This is a genomic window from Micromonospora sp. NPDC047740 (assembly GCF_043204735.1).
In the GTDB taxonomy this organism is placed as follows: Bacteria; Actinomycetota; Actinomycetes; order Mycobacteriales; family Micromonosporaceae; genus Micromonospora.
Window position 1 is genome coordinate 1 of record NZ_JBIDCT010000018.1, and the last position, 17,922, is coordinate 17,922.

The following is a 17,922-nucleotide window of genomic DNA, read 5'->3' on the forward strand; positions in this document are numbered from 1 at the left end:
GCAAACTACTAGCCCGAATCCCCGTCGGCCGCGGCCCACACGGCCTCACCATCTGGCCCCAACCCGGCCGCTACTCCCTCGGCCACACCGGAAACGTCCGATAGGCCGACCGGCCCGCCGACGGCAGCCGGCCGGGTCCGTCCGTCCGGCGGTCCGTCAGCTCCCGGCCGCGTCGAACGACCCCGTCAGCTCATCTCGGCCGGTACTCGAACTCTGGGCGGCCGGGGGTGCCGTAACGCGGAGCGCGCACGACGCGATCACTGGTCACCAGGTATTCCAGGTAGCGCCGGGCGGTGACCCGGGAGATCCCGGTCTCCCGACCGACCTCGGCCGCGGACCGCCCGGTGCCCTCGCCAAGTGCCGAGAGCACCCGGTGCAAGGTCTGCTCGTCCAGCCCCTTGGGTAGGGTGTGCCGGGCCGCGCCGCGCAGGGTGGCGAACATCTGGTCCACCTCGTGCTGGGCGACCACCTCGCCCTCCGCGAGAGCCTGTCGCCGGTAGTCGGCGTACCGTTCCAGCTTGTCGCGGAACGCGGCGAAGGTGAACGGCTTGAGCAGGTAGTGGGTCACTCCCAGGGAGACCGCGGTGCGGACCACCGCCAGGTCCCGCGCCGAGGTCACCGCCAGCACGTCGACGCTGCTGCCCGCCGCCCGCAGGGCCCGGCACACGTCCAGGCCGTGCAGATCGGGCAGGCGGAAGTCGAGCAGCACCAGGTCGATGTCCGCGCCACCCCGCTGCCGCAGCGCCGCCATCGCCTCCCGCGCGGTGTGCGCCACCCCGACCACCACGAAGCCGGGCACCCGCTCGGTGTACGCCTTGTGCGCCTCGGCCAGCAGCGGCTCGTCCTCCACCACCAGCACCCGGATGTCGCTCATGCGTCCGCCTCGCTGCGCTCGCTCATGCCGCCGCTCCGCTTCGCTCCGCGGCCGCATGAGGCTCTACCGCGCTGTGCCTGATGATTCGCTCGCTGCGCTCGCTCATCGGGCCTCCCGCGGGATCGGCAGGCGGACGGTGAACAGGGTGCCGCCGTCCTCGGCGCGGGCCACGTCGGTCCGGCCGCCGTGCCGGTGGACCACCTGGCCGACCAGCGCCAGGCCGAGCCCCCGGCCGGCGCTCTTGGTGGACCAGCCGCGCCGGAACGCGTCCGCCACCCGGTCCGGGTCCAGCCCGGGGCCGCTGTCGCCGACCCGGACCACGATCTCGTCGTCGGCGGCGCCGACGAAGACCCGGACCCGGCGCGGCGGCGGCGTGCCGGCCACCGCCTCGAGGGCGTTGTCGACCAGATTCCCGACGACCGTGAGCAGGTCGGTGGGGGGCAGCGGGCTGTCGTCGAGCCGGCAGTCGGGCTCGATCACCAGGTCCACGCCGCGCTCGCCGGCCCGGGCCGACTTGCCGAGCAGCAGGGCGGCCAGCGCCGGCTCGGTCACCGCCCCGACGACCCGGTCGGTGAGCTGTTGGGCCAGCTCCAGATCGCGGGTGGCGAGCTGGACGGCCTCGTCGGTACGGCCCAGCTCCACCAGCGTCAGCACGGTGTGCAGCCGGTTGGCCGACTCGTGCGTCTGGGCCTGCAACGCCTCGGTGAGCGCACGTACCGAGTCCAGCTCGCTGGCCAGGTTGCGCAGCTCGGTCTGGTCACGCAGGGTCAGCACGGTGCCGAGCACGGCCCCCTCGAAGCGGGTGGTCCGCTGGTTTGCCACCAGCACCCGGTCACCGGCGAGGACCGGCTCGTCGTGCGCGTCCCGCCCGGAGCCGAGCAGCTCGGCCACCGCGGGCGGCAGGTCGATGCCGGCCACCGGCCGGTCCGTCACCGCCGCGTCCTCGGCCAGCCCGAGCAGCCGGCGGCCCTCGTCGTTGACCAGCGCCACCCGGCCGTCCCGGGTCAGCACCAGCAGCCCCTCGCGCACGGAGTGCAGGACGGCGTCGTAGTACTCGTACATCCGGGTCATCTGGGTCGGGCCGAGGCCGTGGGTCTGCCGGCGCAGCCGCCGGCTGAGCAGCCAGGCGCCGGTGGCCGCGAGGGCCAGCGCCGGGACGGCGGCGCCCAGCAGCACCGGGATCTGGCCGAGCAGCTTCCGGTTGATCGCCTGGGTGGTGATGCCGACCGAGACCAGCCCGACGATCCGCTGGTCGTCGCCGTACACCGGAACGACCGCGCGCACCGACTCGCCGAGGGTGCCGACGTTGGTGGTGGTGAACGGCTCGCCGGCCAGGGCGGGGCCGATGTCGCCGATGAACGGCTGCCCGATGAGGTCCGGGTTGGGGTGGGAGTACCGGGTCCGGTCCGGGGCCATCACGACCACGAAGTCCGTTCCGGTGGCCACCCGGGTGGCTTCGGCGTACGGCTGCAGGGTGGCCACCGGGTCGGCGGTGGTGAGCGCCGCGGGGACGTCGGGGGACCGGGCGACGGTCTGCGCCACCGCCAGGACCTCGTCCTCCGCCGCCTGGTGGGAGTCGCTGCGGGCCAGCCAGACGGCACCCCCGGCGCCGGCGAGCACCAGCAGCGTCACCACCAGCGCCTGGAGGGCGAACAACTGCCCTGCGATGCTCCATTGCCGTCGGGCCACGTCACCCTCCTTCCGCCGCGCGCCGTCCGCAAGTGTGGCGCACCGGTCAGCGGCCCGTTTCGGCCGCGAGTCACAGGGGTGAACAGAATGAACGCAAGGATGCCCTGTGCTGAGACACGCTTCACATTGTGGGAATGGACACCACCTCACCCACCCCCACGGCCGCCCGGCCCGCCCGCCGGGACCGGACCCGCTACCTCTACCTCGCGGTCATCGTGGCCGTGCTGGCCGGCATCGCGGTCGGTCTCGCCGCCCCCGAGGTCGGCAAGGAGTTGAAGCCGCTCGGCACCGGCTTCGTGAACCTGATCAAGATGATGATCAGCCCGGTCATCTTCTGCACGATCGTGCTGGGCGTCGGCTCCGTCCGCCAGGCGGCCAAGGTCGGCAAGGTCGGCGGTCTGGCCCTCGGCTACTTCCTGGTCATGTCGACCGTGGCGCTGGCGATCGGCCTGGTGGTCGGCAACATCATCCAGCCCGGCACCGGCCTGAACCTCGGCCCGGAGGTGGCCGAGGCGGGCAAGGCCGCCGCCGGTGGCGAGAGCGGCGGCACGGTCGACTTCCTGCTCGGCGTCATCCCGACCTCGCTGCTCTCCGCGCTGACCGAGGGCGAGGTGCTCCAGACGTTGCTGGTCGCGCTGCTGGTCGGCTTCGCCGTGCAGGCCATGGGTACGCGGGGCGAGCCGGTGCTGCGCGCCGTCGGCGTGATCCAGCGCCTCGTCTTCAAGGTGCTGGCGATGATCATGTGGGTGGCGCCGATCGGCGCGTTCGGCGCGATGGCCGCGGTGGTCGGCGCGACCGGCGTGGACGCACTCAAGAGCCTGGCGCAGATCATGCTCGGCTTCTACGTCACCTGTGCGCTCTTCGTGTTCCTGGTGCTGGGCGCCCTGCTGTGGTTCGTCGCCCGGATCTCGATCTTCAAGCTCCTCGCCTACCTGGGCCGGGAGTTCCTGCTGATCCTGTCGACCTCGTCGTCCGAGTCGGCGCTGCCCCGGCTGATCGCCAAGATGGAGCACTTCGGGGTGAGCAAGCCGGTCGTCGGGATCACCGTGCCGACCGGGTACTCGTTCAACCTCGACGGCACGGCGATCTACCTGACCATGGCGTCACTGTTCGTCGCCGACGCGCTGGGCAAGCCGCTGTCGCTGGGCGAGCAGGTGTCGCTGCTGGTGTTCATGATCATCGCCTCCAAGGGTGCGGCCGGGGTGACCGGCGCGGGCCTGGCGACCCTGGCCGGCGGGCTGCAGTCGCACCGGCCGGACCTGGTCGACGGCGTCGGGTTGATCGTCGGCATCGATCGGTTCATGTCCGAGGCCCGGGCGCTGACCAACTTCGCCGGAAACGCGGTCGCCACCGTGCTGGTCGGCACCTGGACCGGCCAGTTCGACCGGGAGCAGGCCCAAGCCGTGCTCGGCGGCGGACGTCCGTTCGACGAGGCGACCATGCTCGACGAGGACGACGCGCACGGGGTGCCGGAGGAGGCGGTCCCGGCGTCGCGCCGCACGTCGCCGGTCGACGTGCCCGCCTGATCCAGCCACGGGCGCCGGTGGCCTGTCGCCCCCGTCAAGATCGCGCTCGATCCAGGAAACAGTGGCCTCGCCGCCTGAGCGAAGCCACTGTTTCCATGTTTGAGCACGATCTCGCGAGGACGCTTGCGGATCAGGGGCGGTAGGGTCTGGTCGCGCTGGCCCGGCTACCGGACGCCGATCATTCGGCGTGGCTGGGGTGTTCACTTGGCGGTGCCGGTGACGATGCCCGGGTTGATGCAGAGGCCCGGCGTGCTGCCGTTCTTCTCGGCAATCTCCAGGCAGCGGGTCACCTTGTCCACTTTGGCGTTGGTCTCGGTGATCTGCTTCTGGATCTCGGCGTTGCGGCGGTCCTGTTCGAGGTTGCGGGTCTGGGCGAGCTTGTCCTGGAATGCCTTGATGTTGCCCTCGGTCTTGTCGTCGTGGTTGACGCGGGTAATGGTGACCGACAGGATGTCGACGTCCTCGGCCAGCCGGCCTTCGGCGTTGCTCTTGATGCTCTCCGCGAACGGCTTGAGGTCGACGTTCAAACTGCCGGTCTTCGCGTCGATCCGCTCCAGTGGGTTGTAGGTGGAGAAGGCGTCGTTGACGGCGCTGTCGAGCTGGACACCGACCCGCTGCCCACGGAAACTGTCGAAGTCGCCCTTGTAGTCCATGAACTGCTTCGGCGCGTTCTCGGGTCGGACCTGCCACTCGACCAGCACCTCGACGCACGCGTCTGCGAGGGTGCCGGTGCGTACCCGGACGCAGTGGTCGCTGCCGATGTGGTCGTACTTCTGCCGCCCGGCGTCCCACTCGCCGACCCGCTGCCATGGCGCGACCCACTTCAGGCCGGAGCCGGTGACCTCGCCGGTCGGCTTGCCGAAGCTGGTGACGATCCCGACCGAGCGGATGGGTACCGAGTGGGCACTCGACAAGAGGGTGAGAACGAGTGTGGCGACCAGGGCGGCCGCCGCCGCCAGCATGGCGCGCTGCCGTACGCTCCTGCCTGGGCCAAATAGTGCGACGGCGATGGCGATGGCCGCAGCGAGGGCGGCGACGATCGCGAGGGTGAAGCCGAACGGCATGTGCGCGGTACCTCTCACGGGGGTGGCTTGCTGACTTGATCAGCAAGGTAGTCGCCCGGGACAAGAAGCCCGGCGGCCCGGGGCGGGGCGGGCGCATCTGCGGCCGGGTGCGCCGTCGCAAACCACGACGCCCGAATTGGCCGTGCCCGGGCGTCGGCGTCGTCACTAGCGTCGGCGGGGTGAAGCTCGACGACGCACAGAAGTTGTGGCAGCCGCAGCCCGGCTGGCTGAACACCGCCAGCTACGGGCTGCCGCCCGAGCCGGCCTGGGTGGCGTTGCAGGACGCCCTGGCGGACTGGCGGGTGGGACGGATCTCCTGGGAGGGCTGGGGCGAGGCCGCCGAGCAGGCCCGCGCCGGGTTCGCCCGGCTGGTCGGGGTGGCGTCGGCGGACGTGGCGATCGGCAGCACGGCGTCGCAGCTGCTCGCCCCGGTGGCAGCCGGGCTGCCGCCCGGCGCGACCGTGGTCGTCCCCGAGGTGGAGTTCACCTCGAACCTGTTCCCGTGGCTGGTGCAGCAGGAGCGGGGCGTCCGGGTCCGCACGGTGCCGCTGGCCGGCCTGGTCGACTCGATCGACGCCGGCACCGATCTGGTCGCGTTCAGCCTGGTGCAGTCGTCCGACGGCACCGTCGCCCCGTACGACGAGATCGTCGCGGCGGCCCGGGCGCACGGCGCCCTCGTCGCGGTGGACGCCACCCAGGCATGCGGCTGGCTGCCCTTCGACGCGGCTCTCGCCGACGTGGTGGTGGTGTCGGCGTACAAGTGGCTGATGGCGCCGCGCGGCACCGCCTTCGCCTACCTGGCCCCGGCGCTGCGCGAGCGGTTGCGCCCCGACGCCGCCGGCTGGTACGCGGGCCAGGACGTGCACGCCTCCTACTACGGCCCGCCGCTGCGGCTGGCCGACGACGCCCGGCGCTTCGACATCTCCCCGGCGTGGTTCAGCTATGTGGGGGCGGCGCCCGCCCTGGAGCTGCTCGCCGAGATCGGGCTGCCCGCCGTGCGCGATCACGACGTGGCGCTGGCCAACCGGTTCCTGGTCGGGCTGGGCCGGCCGCCCGGCGACAGCGCGATCGTGACGGTCGCCGTGCCCGGCGCGGCGGAGAAGCTGGCCCGGGCCGGGGTGCGCGCGGCGGTCCGCGCCGGCCGGGTGCGCGCCTCCTTCCACCTCTACAGCACCAAGGAGGACGTCGACCGGGCGCTGGAAGCGTTGACGGACTGAGCGGGAGCCGTCGCGGCTCAGACCAGGTGGGCGCCGATCTTCGTGTACCCGCGCAGCAGGTCCCGGGCGATGATCAGGCGCTGCATCTCGTCGGTGCCCTCGAAGATCCGGTACAGCCGGACCTGCCGGTACCAGCGTTCGATCGGCAGCTCGCGGGTGTAGCCCATGCCGCCGTGGATCTGCAGCACCCGGTCCACCACCCGGTTGACCATGCCGGCGCCGTAGAGCTTGGCCATCGACGAGGCGTGCCGGGGATCCAGGCCCTGGTCGACCGTCCACGCGGCGCGCAGCACCAGCCAACGGGCCGCTTCCAGCTCGGTCTCCGAGTCGGCGATCATCCACTGGATCGCCTGGTTGGTGCCGATCTTGGCGCCGAAGGTCTCCCGGGTGTTGGCCTGGTCGATCGCCATCTGCAACGCCCGCTCGGCGATGCCGAGGGCGTGGGAGGGGATGGTGTAGCGCCCCTTGCCGATCCACTGCATGCCCAGCGCGAAGCCCTGCCCGACCTCGCCGAGGATGTTGCGGTGCGGCACGCGTACGTGGTCGAAGATCAGCGATGCCGGACCGCCCTCGCCCATCGTCTGGATGAACTCCGACCGCCATCCCATCGCCCGGTCCACCAGGAACGCGGTGGCACCGCCGTTGCGGACGCCCTGCTCGGGGTCGGTCACCGCGATCACGATGGCGAAGTCGGCGTCGTCGCCGTTGGTGATGAAGGTCTTCTCGCCGTCGAGGATCCAGTCGTCGCCGTCCCGCCGGGCGCGCAGCCGGATGTTCGCCGCGTCCGAGCCGGCGCCCGGCTCGGTGATCGCGAAGCAGGAGATCCGTTCCCCCTCGATGGTGGGCAGAAGGAACTCTCGCCGCTGCTCCTCGGTGGCGTGGAACAGGATGTTGTCCGCCTCGCCGCCGAACCGGAACGGCACGAAGGTGCGGCCGAGTTCGGTCCAGATCAGCGACTGCATGACGGCCGGCAGGTCCATCCCGCCGTACTGCTCCGGGGTGGCCAGTCCCCAGAAGCCGAACCGCTTCGCCTTGAGCTGCAACTCGCGCAGCTCGGACCGCTCCAGGCCGGGGCGGTGGGCGCGCTCGCGGCGCAGCACCTCCTGCTCCAGCGGCAGCACCTCGCGGGTGATGAACGCGCGGGCCGTGTCCCGGACGGCCCGTTCCTCGTCGGACAGTGCGAAGTCCACCGTGCTCCCTCGGCGTCGGTGCGGCGGCTTCCCCTCAAACTAGCGGCGTAAGTTTTCATCCGTCCAGCCCGCTCCTTCCACCGTCGAGGTGAGGCGCGCCCCGGCGGGCTTGACTAGGGTGCGTGAGCAGGCGGTGCCGACGGGGAGAGTGGTGTGGCGGAAATCGGCCGAGGGTGGGCGCAGGGCAGCGGCGACCCGGCACGGGTGGTTTGACGTGCCGCGACCCCGACAGGCGCTGCTCACCCGGGACCGGATCGTCACCACGGCGCTGGCGCTGATCGACGCCGACGGGCTCGGCGCGCTCTCCACCCGGCGGCTGGCCACGGCGCTCGGCGTGCAGGGCCCCTCGCTCTACAACCATTTCGCCACCAAGGGCGCCATCCTCGACGCGGTGGCGGACAGCGTCACCGCCACCGTGGATGTCAGCGCCTTCGGCCGCTGCGACTGGTACGAGGCGCTGCGACGCTGGGCCCGGTCCTACCGGGCGGCGCTGGCCGCGCACCCGAACATCGTCCCGTACCTGGCCCAGGGGCCGGGCCGGCGGCCGGCCGCGCTCGCCATGGCCGACGCGGTCTACGGCGGCCTGGTCGGGGCGGGGTGGCCGCCCGCCCGGGCCACCCACATCGGCGCCGCGCTGCGCTACTTCGTTGCCGGCTCCGCGCTCGGCTCGTTCGCGCGGGGCTTCGTCGAGGATCCGGCGCTCTACACCGGACACCCGCACCTGAGCCAGGCGCACCGGCTCGCCGGCCACCAGCACAGCGTCGACGAGGGTGCCTTCACCCTCGGCCTGGACGCGCTGCTGCACGGCCTGCACACCGAGTACGAGCGGACCGTGGCGCCCCTGGAGCGGGCCGCCGCTCCGGAGTAGCGTCAAACTTCCAGCGCTAGTTTCCTCCCGGGAAGGACGACATGGATCTCGCCGCCGCGCCGCCCGCCCTCCTGGTCCGCCGGCACGTGCACGTCGCCGGCGCGTGGGTCGACCCCGCCGACGGGGAGGCGATCCCGGTCGAGAACCCGGCCACCGGGGAGATCGTCGGGCAGGTGCCGGCCGGCACCCCGGCCGACGTCGACCGGGCCGTCGCCGCCGCCCGCGCCGCCTTTCCCGGCTGGGCGGCCACCGCCCCCGCCGAGCGGGCCGCCCACCTCGACCGGCTGCACGCCGCGCTCGCCGCCCGCGCCGAGGCGATCGCGCACACCGTCGCGCTGGAGTTGGGCACCCCGCTCAAGCTCGCCACCCGGGTGCAGGCCGGCCTCCCGCTCACCGTGCTGCGCAGCATGGTCGAGCTCGCCGCCCGCCCGCCGGCCGAGCAGACCGTCGGCAACTCGCTCGTGGTCCGCGAACCCGTCGGCGTGGTCGGCGCGATCACGCCGTGGAACTACCCGCTGCACCAGGTCGTCGCCAAGGTGGCCCCGGCGCTGGCGGCCGGCTGCACCGTGGTGGTCAAGCCCAGCGAACTCACCCCGCTCACCGCGTACCTGCTCTTCGACGCGGTCATCGAGGCCGGGCTGCCGGCCGGGGTGGTCAACCTGGTGCCCGGCACCGGGCCGGTCGTCGGCGAGGCCCTGGCCGCCCACCCCGACGTCGACCTGGTCTCGTTCACCGGCTCCACCGCCACCGGCCGCCGGGTCGCTCACCTCGTCGCCGACCGGATCGCCCGGGTCGCCCTGGAACTCGGCGGCAAGTCCGCCAACCTGATCCTCGCCGACGCCGACCTGCCCACCGCGGTCAAGGTCGGGGTCGGCAACGCCTTCCTCAACTCCGGGCAGACCTGCACCGCCTGGACCCGGATGCTGGTCCATCGGGACCGCTACGCCGAGGCGCTCGACCTGATCGCGACGGCCGTCGCGGGCTACCGGACGGGTGACCCGTTCGATCCGGCGACCCGGCTCGGCCCGCTGGTCTCCGCCGCCCAGGCCGAACGGGTCCGCGGCCACGTCGAGCGGGCCCTGGCCGACGGAGCCCGACTCGTCGCCGGCGGCCCGGACGTGTCGCTGCCGCCGCGCGGGCACTTCGTCGCGCCCACCGTCTTCGCCGACGTGCACCCGGACAGCGCGCTCGCCCAGGAGGAGGTCTTCGGCCCGGTGCTCGCGGTCATCCCGTTCGACGACACCGACGAGGCCGTCGCCATCGCCAACAACTCGCGGTACGGGCTGGCCGGCGCCGTCTGGTCCGCCGACGAAAACCAGGCCCTCGCCGTCGCCCGGCGGCTGCGCACCGGCCAGGTCGACATCAACGGCGGCGCGTTCAACCCGCTCGCGCCGTTCGGCGGGTACAAGCAGTCCGGCCTCGGCCGCGAGCTGGGCCCGGCCGGCGTGGAGGAGTTCACCGAGCTCAAGGCGATCCAGCGGTGAGGGCCCTGGTCGTCCGCGGCCGGGACGCCACGCCCGCCGTCGAGGAGGTACGCCTGCCCGCCCCCGGCGCCGGCGAGCTGCGGGTACGCATCCGCGCCGCCGGAATCTGCCACTCCGACCTGGCCATGGTCAACGGCACGCTCGCGCCCGCGTACCCGCTGGTGCTGGGGCACGAGGCGGCCGGCGTGGTCGCCGAGACCGGCCCCGGGGCCCGGCTGGCCGTCGGCACGCCGGTGGTGCTCAACTGGGCCCCCGCCTGCCGCGCCTGCTGGCACTGCCGGCACGGCGAACCCTGGCTCTGCGCCGCCAACACCGCCCCGGTGGTGGCCCGGGGCGAGACCGCCGACGGTAGCCGGCTGCACGTCACCCTCGGCCTCGGCGCGCTGGCCGAGGAGGTGGTGGTGCCCGAGCACGCCGCCGTGTCGGTGCCCGCCGGCCTGCCGCCGGAGCGGGCCGCGCTGCTTGGCTGCGCGGTGCTCACCGGCAGCGGCGCGGTCCGGAACACCGCCCGGGTGGCCGCCGGCGAGTCGGTCGCCGTGATCGGGCTCGGCGGGGTCGGGCTGGCCGTGCTGACCGCCGCCCGCCGGGCCGGCGCCGCGCCGATCGTCGCCGTCGACGTGGTCGAGGCCAAACGGGACCTCGCGGTCGCCGCCGGGGCCACCGAATTTTTGCGCGCCGGGAACACGCTGGCCAAGAAGGTCCGGGAGCGCACCGAGGGGCGGGGTGTCGACCACGCCTTCGAGTGCGTCGGGAGCGCCGCGACCATCCACGCCGCCTGGCGGCTGACCCGGCGCGGGGGAGCGGTGACCGTGGTCGGCATGGGCGGGAGGGATGACCTGGTCAGCCTCGCCGCGCTGGACATCTTCCACTCCGCCCGCACCCTGCGCTCCTCGGTGTACGGCTCGTCCGACCCGGACCGCGAGGTGCCGGAGCTGGCCGCCGCGCTCGCCGACGGCAGCCTGGACCTGCGTCCGCTGATCAGCGGGACGGTCGGGCTGGACGAGGCGCCGGCGGCGTTCGACCGGCTCGCCCGGGGCGAGGGCGCCCGCTGGGTGGTCACCTTCCCGGACTGACGGGCGGACGGCCCGCACCGGCTGCCGGCCAGCCGGGCGGCGATCCGGCTGCGCAACGCGTCCATGCGGGCGATGACCTCCCGCCCGCTGCGCGGGCTCACCAAACGGCTGTTCCTCGGCCGGGCCGACGGTCTGCACCTGCCGGAGTACGCCGTCACCGGGTGAGGTGGCGCCGCCACATGTCGACACCCGCCGATCGGTGTGTCGGGTCGGGGGAGGGGCCGGAGGGGACCCTCCCTATGGCGAGCGGAGCCGTCCGACCCGGGTCGAATGTGTGGAGAATCGACATGGTTCGACTCCTGTGGAGCACCGTAGGTTTCCTGAACGCGACGGCCCTGTGACCCCCGTCACCGACCTGGTCGTCGCCTCGCGACCTGTGGAGGGTGTGGCGATGGCCGGGCAAGCGCTCCTGTCGGCCCGCGGGCTGACCCGGGACTTCCGGGGCTTCCGGGCGGTCGACCGCGTCGACCTCGACGTGGCGCCGGAGACCGTGCATGCCCTGGTGGGGCCCAACGGCGCCGGCAAGACCACGCTGTTCAACCTGCTCACCGGCTTCCTGCCGCCCACCGCCGGGCGGATCGAGCTGGCCGGTCGGGACGTCACCGGGCTGCCCCCGGAGCGGGTCGCCCGGCTCGGTGTGGCCCGCTCCTTCCAGATCACCAGCCTCTTTCCCCAACTCTCCGCGCGGGAGCACGTGGCGTTGGCGCTCCAGTCGCCGAGCGGGCTGGGCTGGCGGTTCTGGCGCTCGGCCAAGCTGATGCACCGCTACCGCGACCGGGCCGACGAGCTGCTGGCCATGGTCGGCCTCGCCGAGCTGGCCGAGGCGCCGGCCGAGGCCCTCGCGTACGGGCGCAAACGGGCCCTGGAGCTGGCCATCGCGCTCGCCCTCGACCCGAAGGTGCTGCTGCTCGACGAGCCCACCGCCGGCATGGGGCTGGAGGACGTCGACCGCACCGTCGACCTGATCGGGCGGGTGCGGGCCGGCCGCACCGTCGTCATGGTCGAGCACAACATGAGCGTCGTCGGCCGGCTCGCCGACACCGTCACCGTCCTGCAGGCCGGCAAGGTCCTGGTCGAGGGGCCGTACGAGCAGGTCCGCGCCGACGAGCGGGTCATCACCGCCTACCTGGGAGCTGCCGATGCTGCGCATTGAGAACCTCTCCGCCTGGTACGGCGAGGCGCAGGTGCTGCGGGAGGTGAGCCTGGACGTGGCCGCCGGCGAGGTGGTCACCCTGGTCGGTCGCAACGGAGCCGGCAAGTCCACCCTGCTGCGCTGCGTGATGGGGCTGCACCCCGGCCAGCGCGGCACGGTCACCCTGGACGGCACGGAGCTCACCCGGCTGCCGGCCTACAAGCGGGCCCGGCTCGGGCTCGGCTGGGTCCCCGACGACCGCGGCGCGTACGCCACCCTCAGCGTCACCGAGAACCTGACCCTGCCGCCCCGGGTCGGCCCCGACCCGTGGCCGCTGGAGCGGGTGTACGAGGCGTTCCCCGCCCTCTACAGCCGGCGCGACTCGGCGGCCACCATGCTCTCCGGCGGCGAGCAGCAGATGCTCGCCCTGGCCCGGGTGCTGCGCATGGGCGCCCGGCTGCTGCTTTGCGACGAGCCCACCGAGGGGCTGTCGCCGCTGCTCGTGCAGCAGGTCGGTGACCTGCTGCGGGAGGCCAAGAAGCACGGCGTGACCGTGCTGCTGGTCGAACAGAACCTGCACTTCGCCACCGGCGTCGCCGACCGGCACTACCTGCTGGCCGAGGGACGCATCGCGGAGGCGATGGACAACTCCGAGGTGCGCTCGCGGGAGCGCGAGCTGTTGGCGTACCTCGGGATCTGAAACGACGGCTGACCCGCGCGGACCGCGCGGTACGGAAGGGATTGAGATGCGCAGGAGCGTGGGTGTGGCCGCCGCCTCGGCGGCGGTGGCGGCGCTGGTCACCGGCTGCGGCGGCGGTGGTCCGCAGTCCGGCGGCGACCAGAAGCTGACCGGCGACAAGATCGTGCTTGGTGTCCTCAACGACCAGTCGGGGGCCTACTCGGAGCTGTCCGGGAAGAACTCGGTCAAGGCCGTGGAGATGGCCATCGCCGACTTCAAGGCCAAGTACGGCGACAAGGCGATCACCAAGAACATCTCGGTGGAGACGGCCGACCACCAGAACAAGCCCGACGTGGCCAACAGCAAGGCCCAGGAGATGTACGACCGCAAGGGCGTCGACGCGATCCTCGACGTGCCGACCTCCTCGGCCGCCCTGAAGGTCGCCGACGTGGCCAAGGAGAAGAAGAAGCTCTACTTCAACATCGGCGCGGCCACCACCGAGCTGACCGGCAAGAGCTGCAACAAGTACACGTTCCACTACGCGTACGACACGTACATGCTGGCCCACGGCACCGGCACGGTGACCACCCAGCAGGTCGGCAAGAACTGGTACATCCTCTACCCGAACTACGCCTTCGGGCAGGACATGGAGAAGAGCTTCTCCACGGCGATCGGCGCGGCCGGCGGCACCGTGGTCGGCAAGGACGGCGCCCCGTTCCCGAACACCAGCGGCGACTACTCGTCGTTCCTGCTCAAGGCCCCGACGCTGAACCCGAAGCCGCAGGTCCTCGGCACCATGCAGGCCGGCGCCGAGCTGGTCAACGTGGTCAAGCAGTACAACGAGTTCAAGCTGCGGGACAAGGGCATCGGGCTGGCCGTGGGCCTGATGTTCATCACCGACATCCACTCGCTCACCCCGGCCGCCCTCGCCGGCACCACCTACACCGACGCCTGGTACTGGAACTTCGACCAGCAGAACCGGGAGTGGGCCGACAAGTTCCAGAAGGAGACCGGCACCCGGCCGTCCTTCGCGCACGCAGCCAACTACTCCGCCGCCATGCAGTACCTGGAGGCGGTGCAGGCCGCCGGCACCGACGACGCCGACGCCGTGGTCAAGGGCCTCGAGGGCAAGGAGATCAACGACGTCTTCCTGCGCAACGGCAAGATCCGCGCCGAGGACCACCGGGTCATCCACGACGCCTACCTGGCCCAGGTGAAGCCGCAGGCCGAGGTGACCGAGCCGTGGGACTACGTGAAGATCCTCAAGACCATCCCGGCGGCCGAGGCGTTCCGCGCCCCGTCGGCCGACTGCAAGCTGTGAGCGCGAGGAGCGAGCCGGTCCTGCGAGCCTCGCGGTCGCGAACGAAGGTGGCGAGGTGACGAGCTGATGTCGGGCTTCCTGCAGAACACGTTCAACGGGCTGGTGGGCGGGGCGTTCTACGCCCTGCTCGCCCTCGGGCTCGCGGTCATCTTCGGCATGCTCCGGGTGGTGAACTTCGCCCACGGCGCCTTCTACATGCTCGGCGCGTTCGGGGCGTACGTGCTGCTCGCCGAGGCGGGCGTACCGTTCTGGGCCGCGCTGGTGATCATGCCGCTGGCCCTCGGCCTGCTCGGCATGGTGCTGGAGCGGGCGGTCATCCACCGGCTGACCCGGCTCGACCCGCTCTACAACTTCCTGCTCACCTTCGGCCTGACGCTGATCCTCCAGGACCTGGTGAAGTCGCGGTACGGCGTGCAGTCCAGCCCGTACGCCACCCCGACCGAGCTGAGCGGGTCAGTCGACTTCGGGCTCTTCGACTTCCCGACCTACCGGGTCTTCATCCTCGGCTTCACCGTGCTGCTCTGCGGGGCCGTGTGGTGGGTACTCGGGCGGACCCGGATCGGCATGGTGGTCCGCGCGGCCACCGAGCGGCCCGAACTGACCCGGGCCTTCGGCATCGACGTGGGAAAGTGGGTCACTCCGGTCTTCGGCTTCGGCATCGCCCTGGCCGGGCTCGCCGGGGTGCTCGCCGCCCCGATGCGCGCGGTCAACCCGCTGATGGGCGCCGACCTGATCATCGTGGTCTTCGCGGTGGTGGTGATCGGTGGCCTCGGCTCGATCTTCGGCTCGGTCGCCGCCGGCTTCGGCATCGGCCTGATCCAGGCCTGGGGCGAGGCATACCTGTCGGAGTTCCCGATCGTGTCGCAGACCGTCGTGTTCGTGGTGATGGCCGCGGTGCTGCTCTGGCGCCCGGCCGGCCTGTTCGGCCGTGAGGAGGCACCGGCATGAGCGAGCGTCAGCGAGCGAATCATCAGCTCAGTGCGAAGGTGCCTCATGGCGGCACGAAGCGAAGCGGAGTACCGGCATGAGCGAGCGTCAGCGAGCGAATCATCAGCTCAGTGCCACAGGTCATGAGGGCGCCGAGCGCAGCGAGGTGACGGCATGACCAGCGCCGTCGACACCCCCGCCGACGCGGCCCGCCCGGCACCCCCGTCCGGCCTGGTCGCGGTCGCCCGCGCCCCCGGCTGGGTCCGGTACGCGCTGCTCGCCGTCGGCCTGCTCGTGGCGTTCTGGCTGCCCAACGGGCTCTACCCGGCGGTGGCCGTGGACATCCTCTGCTGGGCGCTCTTCGCCGTCTCGGTGGACCTGCTGCTCGGCTTCACCGGGCTGATGTCCTTCGGGCACGCCGCCTTCTGGGGCACCTCGGCGTACGTCACCGGTCTGGTGGCGATCCACGCCGGCCTGCCCTTCCCGGCGGCGGTGCTGGTCGGGGCGCTCGCTGCGGCGCTGCTCGCGCTGCCGATCGGCTACCTCGCAGTGAAGCGCGCCGGGATCTACTTCGCGATGGTCACCCTGGCCTTCGCGCAGATGGTCTACTACGTGGCCAACGAATGGCGCTCGGTCACCCAGGGCGAGAACGGCCTCCAGGGCGTGCCCCGCTCCTTCTTCGGCGTCGACCTCTCCGACGACTACTACTTCTACTACGCCATCCTGCCGATCGTGCTGCTCGGCCTGCTCGCCGCCTGGCGGATCGTCCACTCGCCCTTCGGCCGGGTGCTGGTCGGCATCCGGGACAACCCGGCCCGGGCCCGCGCGCTGGGCTACCCGGTGCACCGGTACAAGCTGACCGCGTTCGTCCTCTCCGGGTTCCTCGCCGGGCTCGGTGGCGGACTCTTCGCCGTCGGCCACCGGTTCGTCTCCCTCGACGTGCTGCACTGGACCACCTCCGGCAAGGCGGTCATCGTGGTGGTGCTCGGCGGCATCGGCACCCTCTGGGGCGGCGTGCTCGGGGCGGCGCTGGTGGTCCGCCTAGAGGACTGGCTGTCGTTCTCCGGGTTCGAGGCGATCGGGCTGGTCACCGGGGGGATCTTCGTACTCGTCGTGCTGTTGTTCCGGCGAGGGATCTGGGGGAGTGTCGCGGCCCTGGCGTTGCGCTGGCGTCGTCGGAGCTGACTTGCGCTGGTTGCTCTTGTGAGGTGGTTGCTGTTGGGGGCTGGGGGCGACCGTGCCCGGCTCCGGGCGGTCAGGCTTGATCCCTGCGCCGGTCACGGTCGCCCCCAGCCCCGTCGTGCGCCTTCGCCGCCCGTGCGTTGCGGTCTTCCTCTGGTACGTACCGCAGTGAGCTGCTGATCTTGGACCGTGTTCTGTTCTGCTGCTGACGGGAACTGTCCAAGATCTGGAGACGCCAGTGTGCAGAGGCGCTGCTGGCCGGCACCCGTCTTGGGGTGCCGGCCAGCAGCGTTGGGTGGTTGTTCGGTTGTCAGCTGTGGTGCTCGGCTGTGTTATCAGCTGTTCCAGTGCTGGGCGACGAGGTCGGCGGCCTGCTGTTCCCACTGGGCGTAGGCGTCCGGGTAGGCCGACACCTGCACGGTCTGGGCGGCCTTGGTCAGCGGCATGTCCTGCCAGCCGTCGATCTGCTTCAGACCCTTCTCGAACGCCAGGGTGGCGTACTCGGGGTTGGTGATCTGCTCCGGCGTGCCCCAACCACTGGAGGGGCGCTGCTGGAACAGGCCCAGCGAGTCATGGTCATTGGCGTCACCCAGGTGGCCCAGGTTCTCCAGCTTCGACTCCTGCAGACTCGTGGCGATCGAGATCACCGCGGCCCGTTCCGGCAGGCCGGCCTTCTTCGTCGCGGCGATGATCGCCTTCGCGTTCGCGGTCTGCTCGTCGTTCAGGGTGATCTTCGACTGGGCGCCCTGCACACCATGCGGGATCAGCTTGCCCATGTCCGGCTTGTCGGCCTGCACCGCCGCCACCGGCTTCCCAGCAGCGGTGGCCGGGGCATCGGCGTGAGCAGCGATCGGACCGGCGAACACACCACCGGTGAAAGCCAGACCAGCAACACCAAGAATGCTCTTACGCAGCATCGAGTTCATGATCAAAGCTCCATTCGGGGGTCGGCGCACCACCGCCCATGGGGGTGGGCAGGGCGCGCAAGCACCGTCAGGCGCTCAAACAAGAGGGGGAAAGTCTTCGACCAGCGGGCTGCGGGGCTAGGGGTTCGCCTCTTCGCGGCGCCGGGACCATATCCAACGACCGGCGGCCTGCCATCATTCCGGGCCCGACCACCCACCACACGAGGGCAGCTTCCTCGGTCGCGAGTCATGTGCAACGACCGGTGGCCCACCAACATTCCGGCCTGGCCGACCCCGCCTCACGGGGCATCGGTCGCGGGGTTCATGTGCAACGACCGGCGGCCCATCGTCATTCCGACCCGGGTCCTGGCGGCCCCGGCTCGTGGCGTGCCTTCCTCGGCCGAGCACCAGTGTTCAACGACCCCCGGCCGCCAGAGATTCCAGGCCCAGGATGCCGGCCGTCACCCGCAAACCGGACATCGCCGACCACAACGCCCGGGCGGCGGCCGCCAACCCCCGTAGATCCACTCCAGGTGCAGCAGGAGGTGGTATCCGGCACCCACGACACCCCCACATACCGCACACGGAGTGGATTACCGCCCGGGCGCAACGAACGAGGGGACACTTTCGGGGAAAGTGGCCCCTCGGACCGCCGGAAGGCCTCACTTTCGACGAAAGTGCGCCACTGGGCGCACGGGTGCGGGACGAGGGCGGGCTAGCTAGTCAGGGCGCGACGCCGGCGCTGCACCTGCTTGTTGACCACCCGCGGTTCCGGCCCCCGTACGCGGGGC

At 71.9% G+C, this 17,922-nt stretch carries 15 protein-coding genes; 10 read left to right on the top strand and 5 right to left on the bottom strand.

Annotation, left to right across the window (positions count from 1 at the left end; genetic code table 11):
• Positions 1 to 190 precede the first annotated feature (190 nt).
• Together ACGF4F_RS28325 and ACGF4F_RS28330 are read right to left on the bottom strand one after the other, a co-directional pair.
• Positions 191 to 874 carry a response regulator gene (locus ACGF4F_RS28325; protein WP_357447589.1) on the bottom strand — a complete coding sequence of 228 codons (684 nt, stop codon included), beginning with the start codon at positions 872 to 874 and terminating at the stop codon, positions 191 to 193.
• A gap of 102 nt (positions 875 to 976) precedes the next feature.
• Positions 977 to 2,563 (bottom strand): ATP-binding protein, encoded by a 1,587-nt coding sequence (locus tag ACGF4F_RS28330; RefSeq protein WP_393081989.1) that lies wholly within the window; start codon positions 2,561 to 2,563, stop codon positions 977 to 979.
• Positions 2,564 to 2,697: 134 nt separating this feature from the next.
• On the opposite strand from ACGF4F_RS28330, the gene ACGF4F_RS28335 reads away from it, so the two are divergent.
• Positions 2,698 to 4,089: a cation:dicarboxylate symporter family transporter gene (locus tag ACGF4F_RS28335; protein WP_357447595.1), complete on the top strand. Its 1,392-nt coding sequence runs from the start codon at positions 2,698 to 2,700 to the stop codon at positions 4,087 to 4,089.
• A 200-nt stretch (positions 4,090 to 4,289) separates the two neighbouring features.
• Here the strand turns inward: ACGF4F_RS28335 and ACGF4F_RS28340 are convergent, their stop codons facing one another.
• Complete coding sequence (locus tag ACGF4F_RS28340; protein ID WP_357447598.1) at positions 4,290 to 5,171, bottom strand: SPFH domain-containing protein; 882 nt, start codon at positions 5,169 to 5,171, stop codon at positions 4,290 to 4,292.
• A 161-nt stretch (positions 5,172 to 5,332) separates the two neighbouring features.
• Between ACGF4F_RS28340 and ACGF4F_RS28345 the strand changes: the two genes are divergently transcribed.
• Positions 5,333 to 6,370: an aminotransferase class V-fold PLP-dependent enzyme gene (locus ACGF4F_RS28345; protein ID WP_357447601.1), complete on the top strand. Its 1,038-nt coding sequence runs from the start codon at positions 5,333 to 5,335 to the stop codon at positions 6,368 to 6,370.
• Positions 6,371 to 6,387: 17 nt separating this feature from the next.
• Here ACGF4F_RS28345 and ACGF4F_RS28350 read toward each other — a convergent pair whose 3' ends face one another.
• Entirely contained in the window at positions 6,388 to 7,560 is a 1,173-nt protein-coding gene (locus tag ACGF4F_RS28350; protein WP_393081998.1) for an acyl-CoA dehydrogenase family protein, read from the bottom strand.
• Between the two features lie 214 nt (positions 7,561 to 7,774).
• Between ACGF4F_RS28350 and ACGF4F_RS28355 the strand changes: the two genes are divergently transcribed.
• From ACGF4F_RS28355 to ACGF4F_RS28390, 8 genes are all read left to right on the top strand, one after another.
• The gene (locus tag ACGF4F_RS28355) at positions 7,775 to 8,428 is read left to right on the top strand and encodes a TetR/AcrR family transcriptional regulator C-terminal domain-containing protein (RefSeq protein WP_357447607.1); all 654 of its coding nucleotides are present in this window, start codon (positions 7,775 to 7,777) and stop codon (positions 8,426 to 8,428) included.
• A gap of 41 nt (positions 8,429 to 8,469) precedes the next feature.
• Complete coding sequence (locus ACGF4F_RS28360; protein WP_357447611.1) at positions 8,470 to 9,912, top strand: aldehyde dehydrogenase family protein; 1,443 nt, start codon at positions 8,470 to 8,472, stop codon at positions 9,910 to 9,912.
• Positions 9,909 to 10,985 carry an alcohol dehydrogenase catalytic domain-containing protein gene (locus ACGF4F_RS28365; protein ID WP_357447614.1) on the top strand — a complete coding sequence of 359 codons (1,077 nt, stop codon included), beginning with the start codon at positions 9,909 to 9,911 and terminating at the stop codon, positions 10,983 to 10,985. Before ACGF4F_RS28360 ends, ACGF4F_RS28365 begins: the two co-directional genes overlap by 4 nt.
• Before the next feature lie 391 nt (positions 10,986 to 11,376).
• Positions 11,377 to 12,138 carry an ABC transporter ATP-binding protein gene (locus ACGF4F_RS28370; protein WP_073835846.1) on the top strand — a complete coding sequence of 254 codons (762 nt, stop codon included), beginning with the start codon at positions 11,377 to 11,379 and terminating at the stop codon, positions 12,136 to 12,138.
• Positions 12,125 to 12,817, top strand: a complete 693-nt coding sequence (locus ACGF4F_RS28375) for an ABC transporter ATP-binding protein (protein WP_073835750.1) — start codon at positions 12,125 to 12,127, stop codon at positions 12,815 to 12,817. The genes ACGF4F_RS28370 and ACGF4F_RS28375 overlap by 14 nt, the downstream gene beginning before the upstream one ends.
• Positions 12,818 to 12,863: 46 nt before the next feature.
• Entirely contained in the window at positions 12,864 to 14,117 is a 1,254-nt protein-coding gene (locus ACGF4F_RS28380; RefSeq protein WP_357447619.1) for an ABC transporter substrate-binding protein, read from the top strand.
• Positions 14,118 to 14,183: 66 nt separating this feature from the next.
• Positions 14,184 to 15,065, top strand: coding sequence for a branched-chain amino acid ABC transporter permease (locus ACGF4F_RS28385; RefSeq protein ID WP_357447622.1), 882 nt, complete (start codon positions 14,184 to 14,186; stop codon positions 15,063 to 15,065).
• Between the two features lie 153 nt (positions 15,066 to 15,218).
• On the top strand, positions 15,219 to 16,229 hold the full coding sequence (locus tag ACGF4F_RS28390; RefSeq protein WP_357447625.1) for a branched-chain amino acid ABC transporter permease: 1,011 nt from the start codon (positions 15,219 to 15,221) through the stop codon (positions 16,227 to 16,229).
• A gap of 332 nt (positions 16,230 to 16,561) precedes the next feature.
• Here ACGF4F_RS28390 and ACGF4F_RS28395 read toward each other — a convergent pair whose 3' ends face one another.
• Positions 16,562 to 17,152, bottom strand: coding sequence for a hypothetical protein (locus ACGF4F_RS28395; RefSeq protein ID WP_393082007.1), 591 nt, complete (start codon positions 17,150 to 17,152; stop codon positions 16,562 to 16,564).
• Between the last annotated feature and the right edge of the window lie 770 nt (positions 17,153 to 17,922).

What these genes read in the sequence shown, in the direction of transcription:
- ACGF4F_RS28325 (WP_357447589.1), bottom strand. Translation starts at nt 874, where the DNA reads ATGAGCGACATCCGGGTGCTGGTGGTGGAGGACGAGCCGCTGCTGGCC.
- ACGF4F_RS28335 (WP_357447595.1), top strand. Translation starts at nt 2,698, where the DNA reads ATGGACACCACCTCACCCACCCCCACGGCCGCCCGGCCCGCCCGCCGG.
- ACGF4F_RS28360 (WP_357447611.1), top strand. Translation starts at nt 8,470, where the DNA reads ATGGATCTCGCCGCCGCGCCGCCCGCCCTCCTGGTCCGCCGGCACGTG.
- ACGF4F_RS28370 (WP_073835846.1), top strand. Translation starts at nt 11,377, where the DNA reads ATGGCCGGGCAAGCGCTCCTGTCGGCCCGCGGGCTGACCCGGGACTTC.
- ACGF4F_RS28375 (WP_073835750.1), top strand. Translation starts at nt 12,125, where the DNA reads ATGCTGCGCATTGAGAACCTCTCCGCCTGGTACGGCGAGGCGCAGGTG.
- ACGF4F_RS28380 (WP_357447619.1), top strand. Translation starts at nt 12,864, where the DNA reads ATGCGCAGGAGCGTGGGTGTGGCCGCCGCCTCGGCGGCGGTGGCGGCG.
- ACGF4F_RS28385 (WP_357447622.1), top strand. Translation starts at nt 14,184, where the DNA reads ATGTCGGGCTTCCTGCAGAACACGTTCAACGGGCTGGTGGGCGGGGCG.
- ACGF4F_RS28390 (WP_357447625.1), top strand. Translation starts at nt 15,219, where the DNA reads ATGACCAGCGCCGTCGACACCCCCGCCGACGCGGCCCGCCCGGCACCC.
- ACGF4F_RS28395 (WP_393082007.1), bottom strand. Translation starts at nt 17,152, where the DNA reads ATGAACTCGATGCTGCGTAAGAGCATTCTTGGTGTTGCTGGTCTGGCT.